Source organism: Mesorhizobium denitrificans, from assembly GCF_003403035.1.
Classification (GTDB): Bacteria; Pseudomonadota; Alphaproteobacteria; order Rhizobiales; family Rhizobiaceae; genus Mesorhizobium_G; species Mesorhizobium_G denitrificans.
The window spans coordinates 13,416-33,668 of record NZ_QURN01000007.1 but is presented as its reverse complement, the minus strand read 5'-3'; the positions used below and the strand labels follow the sequence as shown (position 1 = coordinate 33,668).

General features: G+C 58.1%; 18 protein-coding genes. 15 read left to right on the top strand and 3 right to left on the bottom strand.

Annotated elements, in window-relative coordinates; all coding sequences use genetic code 11:
* Window positions 1–38 precede the first annotated feature (38 nt).
* From DY251_RS10560 to DY251_RS10510, 11 genes are all read left to right on the top strand, one after another.
* On the top strand, window positions 39–1,883 hold the full coding sequence (locus DY251_RS10560; RefSeq protein ID WP_116623871.1) for a M3 family oligoendopeptidase: 1,845 nt from the start codon (window positions 39–41) through the stop codon (window positions 1,881–1,883).
* Window positions 1,884–1,888: 5 nt separating this feature from the next.
* Window positions 1,889–3,046, top strand: coding sequence for an aminodeoxychorismate synthase component I (locus DY251_RS10555; protein ID WP_116623870.1), 1,158 nt, complete (start codon window positions 1,889–1,891; stop codon window positions 3,044–3,046).
* On the top strand, window positions 2,995–3,663 hold the full coding sequence (locus tag DY251_RS10550; RefSeq protein ID WP_116623869.1) for an aminotransferase class IV family protein: 669 nt from the start codon (window positions 2,995–2,997) through the stop codon (window positions 3,661–3,663). The genes DY251_RS10555 and DY251_RS10550 overlap by 52 nt, the downstream gene beginning before the upstream one ends.
* A gap of 77 nt (window positions 3,664–3,740) precedes the next feature.
* Window positions 3,741–5,186 (top strand): homospermidine synthase, encoded by a 1,446-nt coding sequence (locus DY251_RS10545; protein WP_116623868.1) that lies wholly within the window; start codon window positions 3,741–3,743, stop codon window positions 5,184–5,186.
* Between the two features lie 93 nt (window positions 5,187–5,279).
* Complete coding sequence (gene omp10 / locus DY251_RS10540; protein ID WP_116624044.1) at window positions 5,280–5,666, top strand: outer membrane lipoprotein Omp10; 387 nt, start codon at window positions 5,280–5,282, stop codon at window positions 5,664–5,666.
* A gap of 149 nt (window positions 5,667–5,815) precedes the next feature.
* Window positions 5,816–7,063: a phenylacetate--CoA ligase family protein gene (locus DY251_RS10535; protein ID WP_116623867.1), complete on the top strand. Its 1,248-nt coding sequence runs from the start codon at window positions 5,816–5,818 to the stop codon at window positions 7,061–7,063.
* A 107-nt stretch (window positions 7,064–7,170) separates the two neighbouring features.
* Window positions 7,171–9,177: a 5'-nucleotidase C-terminal domain-containing protein gene (locus DY251_RS10530; RefSeq protein ID WP_116623866.1), complete on the top strand. Its 2,007-nt coding sequence runs from the start codon at window positions 7,171–7,173 to the stop codon at window positions 9,175–9,177.
* Between the two features lie 129 nt (window positions 9,178–9,306).
* Complete coding sequence (hemH, locus tag DY251_RS10525) at window positions 9,307–10,347, top strand: ferrochelatase (RefSeq protein ID WP_116623865.1); 1,041 nt, start codon at window positions 9,307–9,309, stop codon at window positions 10,345–10,347.
* Window positions 10,348–11,559, top strand: coding sequence for an NAD(P)/FAD-dependent oxidoreductase (locus DY251_RS10520; protein WP_116623864.1), 1,212 nt, complete (start codon window positions 10,348–10,350; stop codon window positions 11,557–11,559).
* Window positions 11,560–11,642: 83 nt separating this feature from the next.
* Window positions 11,643–12,587 carry an SPFH domain-containing protein gene (locus DY251_RS10515; RefSeq protein WP_116623863.1) on the top strand — a complete coding sequence of 315 codons (945 nt, stop codon included), beginning with the start codon at window positions 11,643–11,645 and terminating at the stop codon, window positions 12,585–12,587.
* 12 nt (window positions 12,588–12,599) lie between these two features.
* Window positions 12,600–13,064: an NfeD family protein gene (locus DY251_RS10510; protein ID WP_116623862.1), complete on the top strand. Its 465-nt coding sequence runs from the start codon at window positions 12,600–12,602 to the stop codon at window positions 13,062–13,064.
* Here the strand turns inward: DY251_RS10510 and DY251_RS10505 are convergent.
* Window positions 13,061–14,050 (bottom strand): KpsF/GutQ family sugar-phosphate isomerase, encoded by a 990-nt coding sequence (locus tag DY251_RS10505; RefSeq protein ID WP_116623861.1) that lies wholly within the window; start codon window positions 14,048–14,050, stop codon window positions 13,061–13,063. The genes DY251_RS10510 and DY251_RS10505 overlap by 4 nt on opposite strands.
* 136 nt (window positions 14,051–14,186) lie before the next feature.
* Here DY251_RS10505 and DY251_RS10500 point away from each other — a divergent pair, with 136 nt between their 5' ends.
* From DY251_RS10500 to DY251_RS10490, 3 genes are all read left to right on the top strand, one after another.
* The gene (locus DY251_RS10500; RefSeq protein ID WP_116623860.1) at window positions 14,187–15,611 is read left to right on the top strand and encodes an outer membrane beta-barrel protein; all 1,425 of its coding nucleotides are present in this window, start codon (window positions 14,187–14,189) and stop codon (window positions 15,609–15,611) included.
* 144 nt (window positions 15,612–15,755) lie between these two features.
* Window positions 15,756–16,976, top strand: coding sequence for a lytic murein transglycosylase (locus tag DY251_RS10495; protein ID WP_116624043.1), 1,221 nt, complete (start codon window positions 15,756–15,758; stop codon window positions 16,974–16,976).
* Between the two features lie 13 nt (window positions 16,977–16,989).
* Complete coding sequence (locus tag DY251_RS10490; protein WP_116623859.1) at window positions 16,990–18,183, top strand: SGNH/GDSL hydrolase family protein; 1,194 nt, start codon at window positions 16,990–16,992, stop codon at window positions 18,181–18,183.
* Between the two features lie 85 nt (window positions 18,184–18,268).
* On the opposite strand, the gene DY251_RS10485 is transcribed toward DY251_RS10490, so the two are convergent.
* Window positions 18,269–18,739 carry an Hsp20 family protein gene (locus DY251_RS10485; RefSeq protein WP_116623858.1) on the bottom strand — a complete coding sequence of 157 codons (471 nt, stop codon included), beginning with the start codon at window positions 18,737–18,739 and terminating at the stop codon, window positions 18,269–18,271.
* Window positions 18,726–18,950 carry a hypothetical protein gene (locus DY251_RS10480; RefSeq protein ID WP_116623857.1) on the bottom strand — a complete coding sequence of 75 codons (225 nt, stop codon included), beginning with the start codon at window positions 18,948–18,950 and terminating at the stop codon, window positions 18,726–18,728. The genes DY251_RS10485 and DY251_RS10480 overlap by 14 nt, the downstream gene beginning before the upstream one ends.
* A 240-nt stretch (window positions 18,951–19,190) precedes the next feature.
* Here DY251_RS10480 and DY251_RS10475 point away from each other — a divergent pair, with 240 nt between their 5' ends.
* Window positions 19,191–20,135: an alpha/beta fold hydrolase gene (locus DY251_RS10475; protein ID WP_116623856.1), complete on the top strand. Its 945-nt coding sequence runs from the start codon at window positions 19,191–19,193 to the stop codon at window positions 20,133–20,135.
* Window positions 20,136–20,253 lie beyond the last annotated feature (118 nt).

Sequence of the window (20,253 nt, the reverse complement as noted above, 5' to 3'; positions counted from 1 at the left end):
AGAGGGCAGCAGCGGGAAGCGCCGCAAGGAAAAATCGAATGCATATAACGATCCACGAAACCGTTAGCCGTTCACCCGTTCTCGCCGCGGCTGGAGAAAATGCCCTTGGCGCGCTGCCCGAATGGAACCTGACAGATCTATACCCATCTATAGATTCGCCGCAACTGGCGGCAGATATTGCCCGGTCCGCCGAACTTTCCGTTGCATTCGAAAAGCGTTGGCGCGGCAATCTAGAGGCCGAAGCGCTGAAAGGCGCAAATGGCGGGTTGGGTGTTGCGATCAAGGAGTTTGAGGCAATCGAGGAGCTTATGGGCCGCATCGGCTCATTTGCAGGGCTGGTTTACGCGGGTGACACGTCCGATCCGCAGCGTGTGAAACTTTACGGCGACGTGCAGGAAAAACTGACCGACGCCGGAACACATCTGATTTTCTTCGGGCTGGAGCTGAACAACATTCCCGATGAAACGCTGGCTGCAGCGCTGGATGCAGACCCGGCCTTTGGACACTACCGGCCCTGGGTCGAAGATTTGCGCAAAGACAAGCCGCACCAGCTTGAGGACCGCGTGGAGCAACTTTTCCATGAAAAGTCGGTGACCGGTCGCGGCGCGTGGAACCGGCTGTTTGACGAAACAATCACCGATCTGCGTTTTGAAATCGACGGCGAGAAACTGCCGATCGAGCCGACGCTCAACAAGCTGCAAGATCAGAACCCGGAGGTGCGGCGCAAGGCGGCGGAAGCGCTGGCTGCAACATTCGGCCAGCATTTGCGCACGTTTACACTGGTGACGAACACGCTGGCGAAGGACCTGGATATCTCCAATCGCTGGCGGTCATTCAGCGACATTGCCGACTTCCGGCATCTGTCCAACCGTGTCGAGCGTGAAGTGGTGGATGCACTGGCTGCTGCCGTGCGCGACGCCTATCCGCGCATTTCGCATCGCTATTATCGCATGAAGGCGCGCTGGCTAGGCATGGACCAGATGAACCATTGGGATCGCAACGCGCCGCTGCCCCAGACACCGCAGGCGACGATTCCGTGGGACGACGCGCGCAACACCGTACTTTCAGCGTATCGCCAGTTTTCACCGGAAATGGCGGATATTGCTCGCAAATTCTTCGACCTGAACTGGATCGACGCACCGGTGCGCGCGGGTAAATCCCCCGGGGCCTTTGCGCACCCAACGGTTCCCTCCGCGCACCCCTATGTACTGCTGAACTACCTCGGAAAACCGCGAGATGTGATGACGCTGGCGCATGAATTGGGGCACGGCGTGCATCAAGTGCTTGCGGGTTCGCAAGGCGCGCTGATGGCATCAACCCCGCTGACGCTCGCGGAAACTGCATCTGTGTTTGGCGAAATGCTGACGTTCCGCTCGCTGCTGGAAAAGACCAGCAGCCAGGCGGAGCGCAAGGCGATGCTCGCACAGAAGGTGGAGGACATGATCAACACGGTCGTGCGCCAGATTGCTTTCTACGAGTTCGAGCGGCGCATTCACACCGAGCGGCGCAGTGGCGAACTGACCGCCGACCAGATTGGCGAAATCTGGCTTGCCGTGCAGAGCGAGAGTCTTGGCGACGCAATAGCGCTGCGGCCCGGCTATGAGACATTCTGGACCTACATTCCGCACTTCATCCATTCGCCATTCTACGTCTATGCCTATGCGTTCGGCGATTGCCTCGTGAATTCGCTGTATGCGGTTTACAGCAAGGCGGAGCACGGCTTTCAGGAGAAGTATTTCGCGATGCTGCGTGCGGGCGGCAGCAAGCATTATTCTGAATTGCTTGCGCCATTCGGTCTTGATGCCAGGGAGCCGGATTTCTGGCAGCGTGGGCTGGCCGTCATTGAGGGCCTGATCGACGAACTGGAAACACTCGACGCCTGACATCCATGACCCGCACGCCATCCGCCGACGCGACGGTTCTGTTCCGCAATGACGCGGAAGGAACCGAGCGCCTTTTTGCCAAGCCTTCGAGGATTATCGAGGCACGGGACGCGGGCGATTTGCGCCCTGCTCTAGCAGCGATGGAGGAAGCGAAAAACGCGGGCAAGTGGCTGGCGGGCTATATTTCATATGAGGCGGGCTATCTGCTGGAACCCAAGCTGCGGCCACTGCTGCCAGAGGGCAGACGCACGCCGTTGCTGTCGTTCGGCGTTTTCGAGGGGCCGCACGATGCGGCGGCAAGCACCGAGGCAATCGATACGAACGGGCCGATATACGACGCCCGCGCAACGTGGACGTTCGAGGACTACGAAAAGCGGTTCGACAAGCTGCATCGGCACTTGCGGCTTGGCGATTGCTATCAGGCCAATCTGACATTTCCGATTGAAGCGCATTGGAGCGGCACGGCACGGCAAGCCTTCGATGCGCTGACGGCGCGACAGCCAGTCAGCTATGGCGCGCTGGTTTGCCTTGGGGAGCCGATCATTCTTTCGCGCTCGCCCGAACTGTTCTTCGAGATTGACACGGATGGCTGGATCGAAACGCGCCCGATGAAGGGCACTGCACCAAGAGGCAAGACCAAGGCAGAAGATGCGCGGCTGAAGAAATTTCTCCAGAACGACGAGAAAAATCAGGCGGAAAACCGCATGATCGTCGACCTGCTGCGCAATGACGTTTCGCTCATCAGCGAGGTGGGTACGCTGGATGTGCCGGAGCTTTTCCGTATCGAGAGCTATCCGACAGTGCATCAGATGGTGAGCCGCGTGCGGGCTAAATTACTGCCCGATCTGACAATAGAGCGCATTTTCGCGGCGTTGTTTCCATGTGGCTCGATTACCGGCGCGCCAAAAATCCGGGCGATGGAAATTCTGCACGAGCTGGAAAGCACACCGCGCGACGCCTATTGCGGGGCTATCGGATGGATCGCGCCAAACGGGCAAATGCGTTTCAATGTGGCAATACGCACGATCACCCTCTTCAAGAACGGGCGCGCGGTCTACAATGTAGGCGGCGGCATCGTTTTCGATTCAACCGCCGAGAGCGAGTATCAGGAATGCCTGCTGAAAGCGCGCTTCGCGACCGGGACAGCGCCCACTACGAACTGATCGAAACGCTGCGTTGGGAATGCGGCGCGGGATTCCTGCGCGGCGAACGCCATGTAGCGCGGATGCGCGCCTCTGCCGATGCGCTGGAGTTTGCGTGGACTGACGGCGCGGCGGAAGCCGCACTTGCAAACGCTGTGGCCACCGCAGAAAGCGAGATGTTGCGCGTCAGGCTTACACTGGATGGAAGCGGCGCAGCGCAATGTACGACCGCACCGTTTCAACCCCTGCCTGCCGACAGGGTTTGGAACGCGAAAATCGCGCAGGCCCGACTTGCATCAAACGATCCTCTCCTGCGCCATAAAACCTCGCGGCGGGCTGCTTACGATGCGGCGCGCGCAGAATATCCGACCGGTGAAGCCGACGAGGTTCTGCTGCTCAACGAGCGCGGCGAAATGTGTGAAGGCACGATCACCAGCCTGTTTCTCGATATGGGTGACGGAGGCGCATTGCTGACGCCGGCGCTCGACTGCGGACTGCTCGCGGGCGTGCTGCGCGGCTGGTTGATCGAGACGGGCAAGGCGCGCGAAGAAATACTCACAACTGCGGAATTGACGCGCGCCAAGAGCATTTTTCTTGGCAATTCTCTGCGCGGGCTGATCCCGGCGCGTTTAGCTTGATTCTATTCGCCCCTTTATTGTGACGCGCCGATGTGGTTAGCACATATTGACGTCAACAACTCGGAGTGCCGCAAAAAATGGCGAATGAAAAATGGCCTGTATACGGTGAGATAACTGGGCCAATCGTGATGATCGGCTTTGGTTCAATCGGACGGGGAACGCTCCCGCTAATCGAACGCCATTTCAAATTCGACAAATCGCGGATGGTCGTCATCGACCCGAACGATGCAGATCGCAAGCTGCTGGACGAGCGTGGCATCAGGTTTATTCAAGACGCCGTTACCAAGAAGAACTACAAGAAGCTGCTCAAACCACTGCTGACTGAGGGCGGTGGTCAAGGATTCTGCGTCAACCTATCGGTGGACACCTCTTCGCTTGACCTGATGAAGCTGTGCCGCTCGCTCGGCGTGCTCTACATCGATACGGTCGTGGAGCCGTGGCTCGGCTTCTACTTCGACGACAAGGCAGACAATGCCTCACGCACCAATTATGCGCTGCGCGAAACCGTACGCGAAGAAGTTCGCAAAAATCCCGGCGGCACAACTGCCGTTTCATGCTGCGGCGCGAACCCCGGCATGGTTTCGTGGTTCGTGAAGCAGGCGCTGGTCAACCTCGCCAACGATCTTGATCTGAAATTCACCGAGCCGAAACCGAATGACCGCGAAGGTTGGGCAAAGCTGATGCAGAAAGCCGGCGTGAAGGGCATTCACATTGCGGAGCGCGACACGCAGCGCACCAAGAAGCCGAAGCCGCTCAATGTATTCTGGAATACATGGTCGGTCGAAGGCTTCATTTCAGAAGGCTTGCAGCCTGCCGAACTGGGCTGGGGCACGCATGAAAAATGGATGCCCAAGAACGCGCGTGGATTCAAGGAAGGCAGCAAGGCTGCAATATATCTCGAACAGCCGGGCGCGAATACGCGCGTTCGTACATGGTGCCCGACGCCGGGCGCGCAATATGGCTTCCTCGTTACGCATAATGAAGCGATTTCGATCGCGGATTTCTTCACGGTGCACAGCAAGAAGGGCAAGGTGAAGTACCGCCCGACCTGCCATTACGCGTATCACCCCTGCAACGACGCCGTGCTTTCGCTGCATGAAATGTTCGGCGCAGCGGGCAAGGCGCAGCCGGTGCATCACGTGCTGGACGAAAACGAACTCGTTGACGGCGTCGACGAGTTGGGCGTGCTGCTCTACGGCCACGACAAGAACGCCTATTGGTATGGTTCACGGCTATCGCTGGAGGAAGCGCGCACGCTTGCGCCTTACCAGAACGCGACGGGCATGCAGGTTAGTTCCGCTGTGCTCGCCGGCATGGTCTGGGCGCTTGAAAACCCGAAAGCGGGCATCGTTGAAACCGATGAAATCGACTACAAGCGCTGCCTCGAAGTGCAGTCGGCCTATCTCGGCCCGGTCACTGGTTATTATACCGATTGGACCCCGCTCGACGAACGCCCCGGCCTCTTCCCCGAAGACATCGACAAGAAGGATCCTTGGCAGTTCCGCAACATATTGGTGCGGTAACGCGCAAGACGAGCGCGGCGCAGCTACGCCGCGCTTGCTTTTTGCTTTGTCATAAAGCAACAGAGATTCGAGGGACGAAGAGAGGACATGACGATGACCTTTGCGTCAAAAATTGCATCGATGGGGATCGCAGCGGTAGCACTCGCTGCTTTGGCAGGTTGTTCCACCAGCGGCGGCAGCAGCCCGACGCGCGTTGCCGCGGCAAGCCCGGTTGACGGCGAATGGCTGAGCACAGACGGCGTGGCCGTTTCTCGCTTCCAGGGCGGCGTGTTCTCGACCAACGCTACGGATACGGGCAACAAGCTGGCGGAAGGCAGCTATCGGTTCACCGAGAACAAGATGATCTCGATTACCGGCACTTCGCTGATTCGCCAGACGCCGATTGCGTTCAACTGCCTGCTGGCAACGCCGCAGCAGCTGAACTGCACCAACGCCACCGGCCAGAACTTCTCGCTGAACCGCCGCGCACCAGCGGCTTGATACGGTGAAATACGGGTCATTGCTCTCGGGCTTGACCCGAGGGTCTATGGCGGTTTTCGCCTAGAGCTATTTACCCCTTCCGCACATCTGTCGGGTTGCATGGGGCAAGCGGCATTGAGATAGTGCCTCCGTCAATGCGGAGGAACTGAATGGGCGAGCATCTCGACAATCTGGAAACCCAGCCTCCGGCAGCGCGCGAAGAAGCGCATTTCGCAGCCTTGCCCGATTTTCTGCGAGAGGCAGCAGAGGGTGCGCCCGGGCTAGCAAAGTGGCTTTCAGGCTTCCATTTCGACGAAATCAATAACCGAAAGGCGCTTGCTCGCCTTCCTGTTCTTCGCAAGCCCGAACTGATGGAATTTCAAGCCGCGGAGCCACCATTCGGCGGTTTCGTGCATCCCAAGGCGCTCACGCATGGGCGAGTTTTCATGTCGCCCGGCCCGGTGTGGGAGCCGCAAGGTTTCGGTCCTGACCCTTGGGGCGCGACCCGCGCGCTCTATGCAGCTGGCGTTCGCGCAGGCGACATTCTGCACAACGCTTTTTCATATCACATGACGCCCGGCGGCTTCCTGCTGGACGAAGGCGGGCGCGCGCTCGGATGCCTGGTGTTTCCGGCTGGTGTCGGAAACACGGACACGCAGGTGGAGGCAGCAGCGGCGCTGCGGCCCAAGGTCTATTCGGGCACACCCGACTATCTGAAAGTCATGCTGGACCGCGCGAGCGAACTCGGCAAAGACCTGTCATCATTCAAGCTGGCGCTGGTTTCGGGCGGCGCGCTGTTTCCATCGCTGCGGCAGGAATATCTCGAGCGCGGCGTCAATGTTTTCCAATGCTATGCTACCGCCGATCTGGGCATTATTGCTTACGAAACGGCGGGCGCAGATGGACTGCCCAACCCCGGCATGGTGGTGAATGAAGGGCTGATCGTGGAAATCGTGCGGCCCGGAACCGGCGATCCGGTTGGCGCGGATGAAGTCGGCGAAGTGGTGGTGACGAGTTTCAGTACCGCCTATCCGCTTGTGCGCTTCGGCACGGGCGACCTTTCGGCATTCATTGACGAGCCGTCGCCCTGCGGGCGCACAAACAGGCGCCTGAAAGGCTGGATGGGACGCGCAGACCAGCGCACCAAGATCAAGGGCATGTTCGTGGACCCAAAACAGGTTGCGGAGATCGTCAAACGGCATCCCGGCATTGATCGGGCGCGGCTTGTTGTGCGCCGTGACGGCGAACAGGATACGATGAGCCTGCTGATAAGTGCAGGTGGCAACGTTGCGGCGAGGGATGTTGAGGCAAGCCTGCGCGACGTGACCAAGCTTGGCGGAACGGTGTCGATTGTCGAGGCTGAAGCGCTGCCGAATGACGGCAAGGTGATCGCCGACGAGCGCGACTATGCAAAGTGAACGCGATTTGGCTTGCAAGCCTTAAACGGCGGTGGAAACATAGGCCACCGCGTCACACGCACGACATATCTGCCCCGTCACATGCAGGGAACGCTCAGGAGAACTCCATGAAAAAATTCGCCGCCATTGCCGCATTGTCCGTTTCCACGCTCGGGCTTTCCACGGCTGCCTCCTTTGCCGACTACACATTGAACATTTTGCACATCAATGACTGGCACAGCCGCATTGAATCCAACAACAAGTATGAATCGACCTGCTCGGCCGAGGAAGAAACCAAAAATGAGTGTATTGGCGGCGCGGCGCGATTGATCACCGCAATCAATCAGGAGCGCGACAAGCTTAAAGGCCAGAACGTGCTGCTGCTGAATGGCGGCGATAATTTCCAGGGCTCGCTGTTCTACACGACCTACAAGGGCAAGACGGAAGCCGAGTTTCTCAACGAGATGAAATTCGATGCCATGACCGTCGGAAACCACGAATTCGATGATGGCGAAGATGCATTGGCACCATTTCTGGACGTGATCCAGTTCCCTGTGCTTTCCGCCAACGTCAAGGCTAGCGCAGCGTCAAAGGTGGGCGACCGCATCAAGCCTTCCGTCGTAATCGAAGTTGGCGGGCAGAAAATCGGCATTGTCGGTGCCGTGACGACGGACACGCCGGAAATTGCATCGCCGGGCCCGAACATCACAATCGAGGACGACATTGCGACGATTACGGCTGAGGTGAAGAAGCTCGAGGCCGAAGGCGTGAACAAGATCATCGCGCTGACCCATGTCGGCTATCCGCGCGACAAGGAAATGATTGCGAAAATCCCCGGTGTCGATGTGGTCGTGGGCGGCCACTCGCACTCTCTGCTTTCCAACACGGATGCGAAGGCCGAAGGTCCCTACCCAACCATGATCGACAATCCCGGCGGATATAAAGTGCCGGTCACGCAGGCGGCTTCCTATTCCAAATATCTCGGCGAATTTCAGGTGGTGTTTGACGACAATGGCGTCGTGAAGGAAGCCAAGGGCGACCCGATTTTCCTCGACAGCAACGTCAAGCCGGATGAGGCAGCGTTGAAGCGCATCGCCGAACTTGGCGCGCCGATCGAAGCGCTCAAGCGCACCGAAGTTTCGGAAACCACCGCGCCAATCGATGGCAGCCGCGATAATTGCCGCGCGCGTGAATGCGAGATGGGCGACATGGTATCGGATGCCATTCTCGACCGCGTGAAGGGTCAGGGCGTGAGCATCGTGTTCCAGAATGGCGGTGGATTGCGTGCATCAATCGATCAGGGCGTCGTTACGATGGGCGAAGTCTTGACGGTGCTGCCCTTCCAGAACACGCTCGCCACCTTCCAGCTTTCCGGCAAGGATATTGTAGCCTCCCTCGAAGCCGGTGTGAGCGAAATCGAAGAAAGCAAGGGCAAGTTCCCGCAGGTTGCGGGTTTGAAATACAGCTTCGACAAGTCGGTGAAACCCAATGAAGGCCGCATCAAATCCGTCGAAGTGATGGAGAACGGCAATTGGGCGCCGATCGACCCGAACAAGACCTATCTGGTCGCGACAAACAACTACGTCCGGCAGGGCGGCGACGGCTATAAGCTGTTCGCCGACAATGCCCAGAACGCATATGATTACGGCCCAAGCCTTGAACAGGTCGTAGCTGATTATCTGGGAAAGAACCGCCCTTATACGCCGAAACTCGATGGCCGCATCACCGAAATCGGTGCAACCGCTCAAGCCGAACCGGCAGCGACAGCGCCAGCGGAAACTGCGCCAGCGGCAACTGCTCCGGCGGCAACTGCTCCGGCTGAACCTGCAGTTCCGCAACCGCCGGCAGCCTCCAATGAAATTGCCAACACCCCGCCGACGATTGCGCCGGAACCCGCGCCAACTGCCCCTGCCCCGGCAGCAACCGAGACGCAGGCACAGGCACCCGCAACGGCTGCTCCGGCAGCCACCGGCGCGCAGGAGCATGTGATTGCGCGTGGTGACAATTTCTGGAAGCTGGCCGAGAAGTTCTATGGCAACGGCGAGAAGTGGCATGTGCTTCAGGACGCGAACCCCGACTACAAGCCGCGCTTCCTGCCCATCGGCTCGAACCTGAAAGTGCCTGCCGCAAACTGATTGCTGCGTCTCTTACCCCTCATCCGCCTGCGGGCAGGTGGATGAGGGATGACAAGCACGAGTTCAACAACATCAGGTGCGGCCAAGGGTACACTTGCAGGTAAAAGGCGAGCGGTGCACAAGCAGGCCATGACCCAAGCCAGAGCTAGCACTCACCTTCCAGCCGGCCATCCGGCGGTTCCTGAACGCAAAATCGGCATATTGCTTGTCAATCTCGGCACGCCCGACGGGACGGATTACTGGTCGATGCGGCGCTATTTGCGCGAGTTTCTTTCCGACCCGCGCGTGATCGAACTGCCCAAAATTCAGTGGTATCCGATCCTGTACGGGCCGGTGCTGCTGCGCAGGCCGAAAACATCCGGCGAGAACTACAAGAAAATCTGGAACTACGAGCTAAATGAATCGCCGCTGCGCACGATCACCCGCGCGCAAGGCGAAAAGCTCGCCGAAGCCTTCCGCGATGATCCGCGCGTGGTGGTGGATTGGGCGATGCGTTACGGCAACCCATCCACGGAAAGCGTTGCCAAGCGCATGGTTGAGCAAGGTGTCGACCGTATGCTGTGCGTGCCGCTTTATCCGCAATATGCCGCAAGCACGACCGCGACCGCGAATGACGCATTGTTCATGGCGCTGATGAAAATGCGCGTACAACCCGCGCTGCGCACACTGCCGCCCTACTATGATGAGCCGACTTACATCGACGCGCTGGCGAATTCTATGACGAAGTTTCTGGGAACGCTGGAGTTCGAGCCGGAAGTGGTGATCGCCTCCTATCACGGCCTGCCGAAGCGCTATTTCGAGGCGGGCGACCCCTATCACTGCCATTGCCAGAAGACATCCCGACTGCTGCGCGAAAAGCTTGGTTGGGACGAGAAAAAGCTGCTGACCTGCTTCCAGTCCCGCTTCGGCCGCGAAGAATGGTTGCAGCCTTACACGGACAAGACTGTGGAGCGGCTTGCCAAGGAAGGCGTGAAGGCCATCGCCATCATCAATCCGGGCTTTTCGGCAGATTGCATCGAAACACTGGAAGAGATCGCGGGCGAAGTCGGTGAAATTTTCCTGCACAATGGCGGAACCAATTTCGCGCATATCCCTTGCCTCAATGACAGCGAGGAAGGGATGACAGTGATTGAAACACTGGTGCGGCGCGAATTGATGGGATGGCTATAACTGCAACGAAAGCTTGATCTGAGGGGCGGTCAACCCGTCTGGAAATCCTACCGTGCGCCGAGCGTTCCGGCGCAAAAGCTCACGCAAGACGCAAAGACCGACGTGCTGATCGCCGGCATGGGTATCAGCGGCGCGATGATCGCGGATGCACTGGCAGCACAGGGTCACGATGTGCTGATGATCGACCGGCGCGGACCTTTGCTTGGCTCGACCTCTGCAACGACGGCGCTGGTACAATATGAAATCGACACACCGCTTTCCCATCTGATCGGAAAGATTGGCAAGCAAAATGCCGAGCGCGCTTGGCGGCGCTCGCGGCTCGCCGTTGCCAATCTGCAAAGCCATATCGAGCAGGCGGATTTGCGTTGCCGGATGACGTCGCGCCCCTCACTTTACCTTGCCGGCAATGTGCTGGGTGCCGGTGCGTTGCAGGAGGAAGCAGTGACGCGCCGCGCCGCAGGCTTGGGAGCGCACTATCTGGCGCCCGCAGATTTGCGCGAAAGCTTTGGGATAATTCGGCGTGGCGCAATCTTGAGCGGCAATAATCTGGCGCTCGATCCGCGTATGCTGACAAGCGGGCTACTGCTGCGCTCTATGCAGAAAAAGGCGCGGCTCTATTCACCAGTCGAAGCGATGAAGATCGAGCACAGCGCGGATGGCGTCAGTGTTTCAACCAAGAATGGGCCGATCATCCGCGCGAAGCATCTCGTGCTCGCGACCGGATACGAACTGATGGATGGGGTTCCAGCCAAGGGCCATTCGGTGATTTCGACCTGGGCAATCGCCACGCGTGCCCAGCCTCGCAATATCTGGCCGCAGGAAGCACTCATATGGGAGGCGTCGGACCCATATCTCTATGCGCGCGCGACCTATGATGGCCGTATCATTTGCGGTGGCGAGGATGAGCCTTTCACCGACGAGGAAACGCGGGACGCGTTGATAGAAAAGAAATCGGCGCGCATTGCGCAAAAGCTCGGAAAGCTTTTTCCAGACATCGATCCGACGCCCGAATTCAAATGGGCGGGAGCGTTTGGCACCACGGAAAGCGGGTTGCCCAAGATTGGGCAAATTCCGCGAAAGCCGCGCATTTTTGCGGTGATGGGATATGGCGGCAACGGCATTACGTTTTCGCGCATAGCCAGCGAATTGATTGCCTCCACGCTCGACGGGAAGACCGACATCGACGCCGATCTTTTTGCCCTTACGGCCTGATACAGAGATTTTTACTCGAAGATTGTAAGAGGATCGAAAGATACTTACGTGATTCGTAGCGGCATCATTTGAGGGAGGCCTGAATGTTCGGCGGCTTGGACATTATCGTAATCGTACTCGCGATACTTGTTATTTCAATACTTGTGGCTGGCATCAAGACAGTGCCGCAAGGGTATAATTATACGGTCGAGCGGTTTGGCAGATATACAAAGACGCTTACACCGGGCCTCAACCTGATTGTGCCGTTCGTAGACCGTGTTGGCGCCAAGCTGAACATGATGGAACAGGTGTTGGACGTTCCGACGCAGGAAGTCATCACCAAGGATAACGCCATCGTCGCAGTCGATGCGGTCGCCTTCTATCAGGTGCTGAATGCACCGCAGGCGGCGTATCAGGTGTCCAACCTGCAAAATGCTATTCTGAACCTGACCATGACCAACATCCGTACGGTTATGGGTTCGATGGATCTGGACGAACTGCTTTCAAATCGCGATGCGATCAATGAGCGCCTGCTGCGCGTTGTCGATGAAGCCGCGCATCCGTGGGGCATCAAGGTTACGCGCGTCGAAATCAAGGACATCAATCCGCCCGCAAATCTGGTGGAATCAATGGCGCGGCAGATGATGGCAGAGCGCAACAAGCGCGCGCAGATTCTCGAAGCCGAGGGCATGAAGCAAGCGCAGGTGCTGGAAGCAGAAGGCCGCCGCGAAGCAGCTTTCCGCGATGCAGAAGCACGCGAACGCGCCGCCGAAGCAGAAGCGCGTGCAACGCAGGTGGTTTCCGAGGCAATTGCAAAGGGCGATGTGCAGGCGATCAACTATTTCGTCGCGCAGAAATACACGGAAGCGCTCGCCAAGATCGGCTCTTCCAGCAACAACAAGATTGTGCTGATGCCGATGGAAGCTTCATCGCTGATAGGCTCGCTTGGCGGCATTGGCGCAATAGCCAGGGAAGTGTTCGGCGATCAGGCACTGCAAAGCGCGCCGCGCACGCCGCGCCCGCCACGCATAAACCCTGACCAGAATTAACGAGGCAAGGCCATGCTTTCCAGCATCGTGGAAGAACTCGGCCCCTGGAACTGGACGGTTTTCGGCGTCATTCTTCTGACGCTGGAAATCTTTGCGCCCGGCGTGTTTCTGCTGTGGATCGGCATTGCAGCGCTGATCGTCGGCGCAATTTCGCTCGCGCTTTGGGATGCGGCTTTCTGGACGTGGCATGTTCAGATGCTGCTGTTCCTCGCGCTTTCGCTGATATCGGCCTATGTCGGAAAGCGCATCATGGCTTCGCGCAGCGAGCAATCGGACCAGCCGCTGCTGAATCGCCGCGGCGATCAGTTGATCGGACGTGTTGCGACCTTGATCGAGCCCATCGAAAACGGGCGTGGACGCGTGAAACTGGGCGATACGATGTGGCGTGTTGCAGGGCCGGATTTGCCTGCGGGCGCGAGGGTACGCGTCGTCAAGGCGTCGGACATCGACCTCGAATTGATCGTTGAGGCGGCTTAGGCAGCGCCGATGCGTAACAAATCGTGGAAGTGTACGATGCCAACAGGCTTTTGCCCTTCCATGACCACCAGCGCGCCGATCTTGTTTTCATTGAGATAGGCGATCGCTGCACCGGCCGACATATCCGGGCTGGCGGTTTTGGGCTGGCGGGTCATAATTTCATCAACCGCAATATCTTTCAGATTGCGATGGAGATTGCGGGCGACATCGCCATCCGTGATGATGCCTTCAAGGCTGCCATCGGCACCCAGCACGCATACGCAACCAACCTTCTTATTCGACAACACCATGACGGCTTCCGGCATTTTTGTGCCGAGCGGAACGGCGGGCATATCCTCGCCGCTGCGCATGATCTCGGAAAGATGCGTGAGCGTGGCGCCAAGCTTGCCGCCCGGATGGAAGTCGCGGAAATTGTCTCGCGTAAAACCGCGGGCCTCCAGAAGCGCGATTGCCAGCGCATCGCCAAGCACGAGTTGCATCAGCGTCGAGGTTGTAGGAGCCAGGCCATGCGGGCAGGCTTCGTCGGCTTTGGGAAGCGTCAGCACCACGTCGGCCTCGCGCCCCAGCGATGACGAATCCGATGAGGTCATGGCGATGAGCGGAATGGAAAAACGCCGCGAATAGGCGACGATACCGCGAAGCTCGGTGCTTTCGCCAGACCATGACATCGCCAGCACAACATCGTCCCGCGCGATCATGCCAAGGTCGCCGTGATTGGCCTCTGCCGGGTGAACGAAAAACGCAGGCGTTCCAGTGGATGCCAATGTGGCGGCAATTTTCGCGCCGATGTGGCCGCTTTTGCCGACGCCGGTGACAATCACCCTGCCCTTTGCCCGAGACAGAAACTCGACGGCTTTGGCGAACGGCGATGCAAGGCCATTTTCCAGCGCATACGCAAGAGCATCGACACCCGCACGCTCGGTTCGCACCGTGCGAAGCGCAGATTCGATCGAAGCGGGAGCATCAAAGGGTTTGGCGTTCAGCATGGCGAATGCGCTTATCCTGTCGCGCGTTTGCTGTCCACCTGCTGTTATGAAACCCTAACGTAACATTAACCATACATGTTTACCGTTGAGTAAGCCTAGCGTGCGGCACGGCGTAGGTTCAATTGGTGATTGCATTGTGGTACAGCCTGAAAATTCAACTTCAAGACTAGCTTGGAGAAAGCCGCTGCCACTGGTCGCGCTGCTTTTCGCCATTGCCATCGCCGCCGCCGATGCACAAGAATTGCCCGTATTGCCTGACAATGGCGATGAGGCAGCCGAAGCTGTCAGGGTTCAGCCCGTGCAGCCATCCGCGACCGTCCAGCCCAATGTCCGCGTCGAGCCCGCCAAAAAGCAGGATCGACAGCCCAGACTTTCGAAAACGCAGCCTTTAAGCGCCGCTACGAGCCAGATGCGACGCAACGAGGAAGATGCGTTTGCCTCGCCGGGCATTCGTTCCGGCAGTTTCATTTTGCGTCCAAGCATCGAAACGGGCTTGCTGGCAACCTCGAACGCCACCTCCAGCCCCGGCGGCGGCGCCGCAATCGTTTCGCAAAGCACGATGAGAACCAATGTCGTGTCCGACTGGGAAAGAGACAGTTTCGAGCTGAACTCATTCAGCACGTTCGAAAAGTCCATTTCCGGCGAAGAGCTGAAGCAAACAGAAGCACAGATCGAAGCGACCTTCATTCATGAACTCGCCAATGATTACCGGCTTCGCGTTTTCTCCTCTTACGGCGTTGCGCCGGAATCATTCGATTCGCCTGTTGAAATTACTGGCGCGGCAGACCAGCCGACCCAACAAACGCTGACCGGGCGCGCCGAAATTCTGAAGGATACGGGAAAGCTGCGCCTCGCCATCGGCGGTGATGTGGATCGCGAATGGTATGGCGCCGCGAAACTGGAAGACGGCAGCGTGATTTCGCAAGCCGACCGCGACAACACGCTGGCCACGGCGAAACTGCGGACCGGCTACTCGTTTTCGCCAGCACTGACGCCATTCGTTGAGGTGCGCGCGGGGCGACGCAAATATGACGAGGAAATCGACAGCGCAGGTTATGACCGCTCCGCAGGTCATCAGGAGGCGCTGGCCGGTATCGCATTTGACCGCGGCGAGAAATTCTGGGGCGAACTCGCGCTCGGCTATGTTCGTGAAAAGCCGGATGATGACCGGCTGGATGCGATAGAGGGTTTGAACGCCAGCGCTGACATCAACTGGTCGCCGTTTCGCGGAACAAACGTGAATTTTCTCGGAACGACACTAGTGGAAGGCACCACAACGCCGGGGTGGAGCGGTTCCATTCTGTACTCCGGCCTGCTTACCGTCGAACGGCAAATGCGCTCGGATTTGACCGGCAGCATTGCGGGCGGAATCGGCTATCGCGACTATCAAGGCAGTGGCGACCACGACATGATTTACACAGCGGAAGCTTCCGCAACCTGGTGGATGAATCGCCATTTCGGGCTAACGGGCCGCGCGCGACACGAAAACGTGAACAGCACGATGGATGGACGCGACGCGACCACGAACAGCATTTATTTGGGCATAAAAGCGCAGCAATAGTTCGAAAGGCGTCGGATTTCGGCCTCAAATGGCGGATTGTCTTAAAGAAGCGCGCTGTTTTTGCGCGCGCGCCAATCTATGGTAAACGAAATGCTTACCAGTACGAGCGATGTTTGTTCTTCAAGGTTTCGGATGGAGAATGAAATGATCGTGCACAAGGTGATGCGCCGCGTTGGTGGCGTCGCGCTTGCAGCAGCACTCTCGCTGTCGATGATCGGCGCGGCTCCGGCTTTTGCGGATGCCGGTTTCCAGAACTGGGTGGCTGGCTTTCGCAAAACCGCTGCCGAGGCTGGCATATCGTGTGGCACCTATGACCGCGCTTTTCGCGGTGTGACGGAAGCCGACCCCGAAGTGCTGGAAAAGGCGCGCTATCAGCCCGAGTTCACCGCGCCGGTCTGGGATTATTTCGACAACCGCGTGCATGAGGAATCTATCGCCAACGGCCGCGCGATGGCGCGCAAGTGGAAGCCGTGGCTGGACCGCATCGAATCGCGCTTCGGCGTCGATCGCTATGTGCTGCTCGCAATCTGGTCGATGGAATCGAACTATGGAGAGATTCTCAAGAACCCGGCGGCAATGCGCAATGTCGTGCGTTCGCTGGCGACGTTGGCCTATGCAGACCCCCGCCGCGCGAAATTCGCACGTACCCAGTTGATAGCCGCGCTGAGGATTTTGCAAACGGGCGATATCGATGAGCGTCATTTGACCGGCTCTTGGGCAGGCGCAATGGGGCATACGCAGTTTATCCCGACCAGCTATCAGGCATATGCCGTAGACATGGATGGCAACGGCCACCGCGACATCTGGAACTCCGTGCCGGACGCATTGGCAACCGCCGCAAACCTGCTGCGCAAGAATGGCTGGCAATCCGGCAAGACCTGGGGCTACGAGGTGGCTTTGCCGCCCGGCAAATTGCCTGCGGGAACGTTGACCCTGGCGCAATGGCAAAACCTCGGCGTGACACGCGCCAATGGCAAGCCGTTCCGCAATATGTCAGACAAGGCAACGCTGAAAGTGCCGGATGGACGCGGCGGACCCGCGTTCCTGATGCTCAGAAATTTTTACGTCATCAAGAAATACAACAATGCGGATAAATACGCGTTGGCCGTGGGATTGTTGGCAGATCAGATCGCCGGATACGGATCGCTTGCGCAGGACTGGCAACGGCCATTCACCAAGCTCTCGTTCGTCGAGAAACAGGAATTGCAGAAGCGCCTTTCCGAAAATGGATATTATGACGGCAAGTTCGATGGCCGCATCGGTCAAGGCTCGCGTGATGCCATCAAGGCATTTCAAGCTCAGATTGGTGTCGAACAGGATGGCAATCCGAGCATGGAAGTCCTAAAATACCTGCGGAGTAAGTAATAAGGAGCACGGGTTGCAGCCGTTCAAAAGACTGCGCCCTGTCGTTGCAGCGCTTGTGACGTCGGGAGTTCTGGCTTCAGGCTTGTTGGCCTTCGGCGTCGTGCCCACCGCCGCACAGGAGGTGGTGCGCAAGCCCTGGAGCATATTCGATATTTTCCGCCCACAGCCACGCCGTTACTACATAATTCCGGAACAGCAACCGCGCGCCGTAAAGCGACCCAAGAAGAAGAGTTCGGGCGGCGTTGTCGTGCCCAAAGAGCCGGACGTCGAGATCGTTGAAAAGAAGCCCGACGCGCGCTCCGTTCTGGTCGTGGGTGACTTTCTCGCGGGTGGGCTTGCAGAAGGTCTGGACGCGCAGTTCGCGCAGGACCCGGCAATTCGCATTGTGGATCGCAGCAAAGGGTCTTCCGGGTTTATTCGGCAGGATTATTTCAACTGGCAAACCGAGCTTCCGGCAATGCTGGATGCGGAAAAGCCCGCAGCGGTTATCGTTATGCTGGGTTCCAACGACCGCCAGCAATTGAAACTCGATGGAACCAGCGAGCAGGTGCGGTCAGAAAAGTGGCTCAAGGAATATCAGGTTCGCGTCGGCGCGCTGGCTGATCTGCTTGAACAAAGGAAAGTGCCTTACCTTTGGGTGGGTATGCCAGCGTTCAAGACCGCCAAAATGACCTCCGACATGCTCGCGTTCAACGATGTTTACCGCGCAGCGGCGCAGGCAAACAAAGGCGAGTTCATCGATATCTGGGATGGCTTCACGGACGAGCAAGGTGCTTATGTGCAAAGCGGGCCGGATGTGAACGGCCAACCAGTGAAGCTGCGCGCGGCCGATGGCATTAACGTGACCAAGCAGGGTAAAGCCAAGTTCGCGTTCTATGCCGAAAAGCCATTGCGCAAGATTTTGGGGCTGGCTGCGCCCGGAACAGGTTTGCCGACAGATCAGTTGCCCGAAGCCGGGCCGATAGCGCCCGCCGAAAAGCCCGACCGCACACCGCCAATGTCGCTGAATGACCCGGAGATGGATGGCGGAACGGAGCTTTTGGGCGCACAGCCTGCGCCAGCCGTGACACCTGCGAAGCAATCGCCCAAGCCTGTCGTGTTGCCGCATCCGATACCGGGTCGGGCAGATGATTTTTCCTGGCTGCGGCGTGAACAGCAACTGGTGCCGTCAATGCAGGTCGAAACGACCACTGCAATCCGGCGGTGAATGCAAGTATACCGCTCGAAATCCAGATAGCAAAAGCCCCCGGCGCAATGCCGAGGGCTCTTTTACTCAGACAGCTAAAGCAAGCTTACTGCTTGGTCGTCTTTGCTTCGATCTGCTTGGCTTTCGCACCGGCAGAAGCAATCTCGATTTTGCGAGGCTTCAGTTCTTCGGGAATGTTGCGCTGAAGGTCGATGTGAAGCAGGCCGTTCTTGAGGTTCGCACCGCTTACGTCGACATGATCAGCAAGCTGGAAGCGACGCTCAAACGAACGGGAAGCGATGCCGCGATACAGTATCTCGGAGCCTTCGCCGGTCGTCTCGTTGGCGCGCTCGCCCTTCACCGTGAGCACATTGCGATGGGCTTCAATCGAAATTTCGTCTTCCGAGAAACCAGCTACCGCCATGGAAATCCGATAGGAATTCTCGCCGGTGCGCTCGATGTTATAGGGCGGATAGCTCGGACCACCCTCGGGGGCAGCGTGAGCATCCAGCATATTGAACAGCCGATCAAAGCCGACGGTGGAACGGTAAAGAGGGGAAAAATCAACGTGACGCATGCTTTAGTTCTCCTTTGAGCAACGTTTTCTTGCGTTTGATCGCTTGCGGAACCCATTTTGGCGTTCCGGTGGGATCAGCGGTCCCGATTGCGGCGACCGCTGCACTGATCTGGGTTTTGGCCCGATCGATTTCAAGGGCCCGATCGATTTCAACGGCTTGTGTCATCGCAATGAACATGAACGGCAGATGAACAAACCTTTCTGCTTCCATTCATGCGGCTCTAACCAAAATGCACACGACTCATAGTTGGCGCGTGGCGGTTGGGGTGCGCGCTGAAGTGGGCAGATTCCGGGCGTAACGTCCCTTCCATCCGGGATCTCAACTGGCCGAAGGCATGGAGACGTGCCTTCGGCCTTTGCTTTTCCGTAACCAGACGCTTTCTCTTTGCAATTGCAGACAGTGCGGGTATCACCCGTAGGGAGTGCGCGGTGGCGGCAAATCGAAGGCCCTATGAAAGAATTTCTGCTCGAAATCTCCGGCAATGAGATTCCCGATGGAGCAAATTCAGGCTTTATCGTTGCACAGGGCAACAGGCGCTTGCGCTACGCATTGTTCAAGGCAAGCGCCCGCCCGATAAAAGGCACGGTCATATTGCTGCCGGGCCGCAACGAACCAATCGAAAAATATTTCGAAACCACACGCTCGCTGATTGAGCGTGGTTTTGGTGTGGCGACATTCGACTGGCGCGGACAAGGGCTTTCCGACCGCGAATTGATGGACCCGCTGCGCGGCGACGTTTCCGATTTTGACGTTTACGCCGACGATCTCGATCAGTTTTTCAGCGAAATCGTGCTGCCGGATTGCCGAGGGCCATATTTTATTGTCGCGCATTCTACGGGCGCGCTCATTGCGCTTGATGCCGCGCCGCGCCTGCGCAACAGAGTTGAGCGCATGGTGTTGCTCGCCCCGCTTCTGGAAGTGGGACGGATGCCGCTTTCCGCAAACACGCTGAGACGACTGGCCAATCTGTTGAAGCTAGCCGGTTTTGGCAGCTTTTACGCGACCGGGGGCAAATGGAAGCCAACACCGTTTGACCGCAACAATGTGACGAGTGATCCGGACCGTTACGCGCGCAATGTGAGGCTGTTCACCACGCACCCGAGACTATCGCTAGGCGGGCCGACGATTCGGTGGATGCATGCAGCCGTCCACGCGGCGCGACGCGTATCCGACCCCGATTACATGGCGCGCCTGCACATTCCGATTCTGTTTGTTGCCGCCGGGGCAGATACAGTCGTTTCGAGTCGAGCCATCGAGCGCTATGCCCGACACCTGCGATCCAGCTATTGCGTGACGATCGACGGCGCAAAACACGAGATTTTGCAGGAGCGCGATTATTATCTCCAGCAATTCTGGGCCGCGTTCGACGCCTATATTCCGGGATCGTCGGCTTAAGCGCAGCAGGCCGTTTCGCTTATAAGCTTGCGGCAAACAGCCGTGCCGCGACATTTTGTTTCTGTAACGAGCATATTTCTTTTCGAATCCTTCTTGTGCGCAGCCTGGATTTCTGACA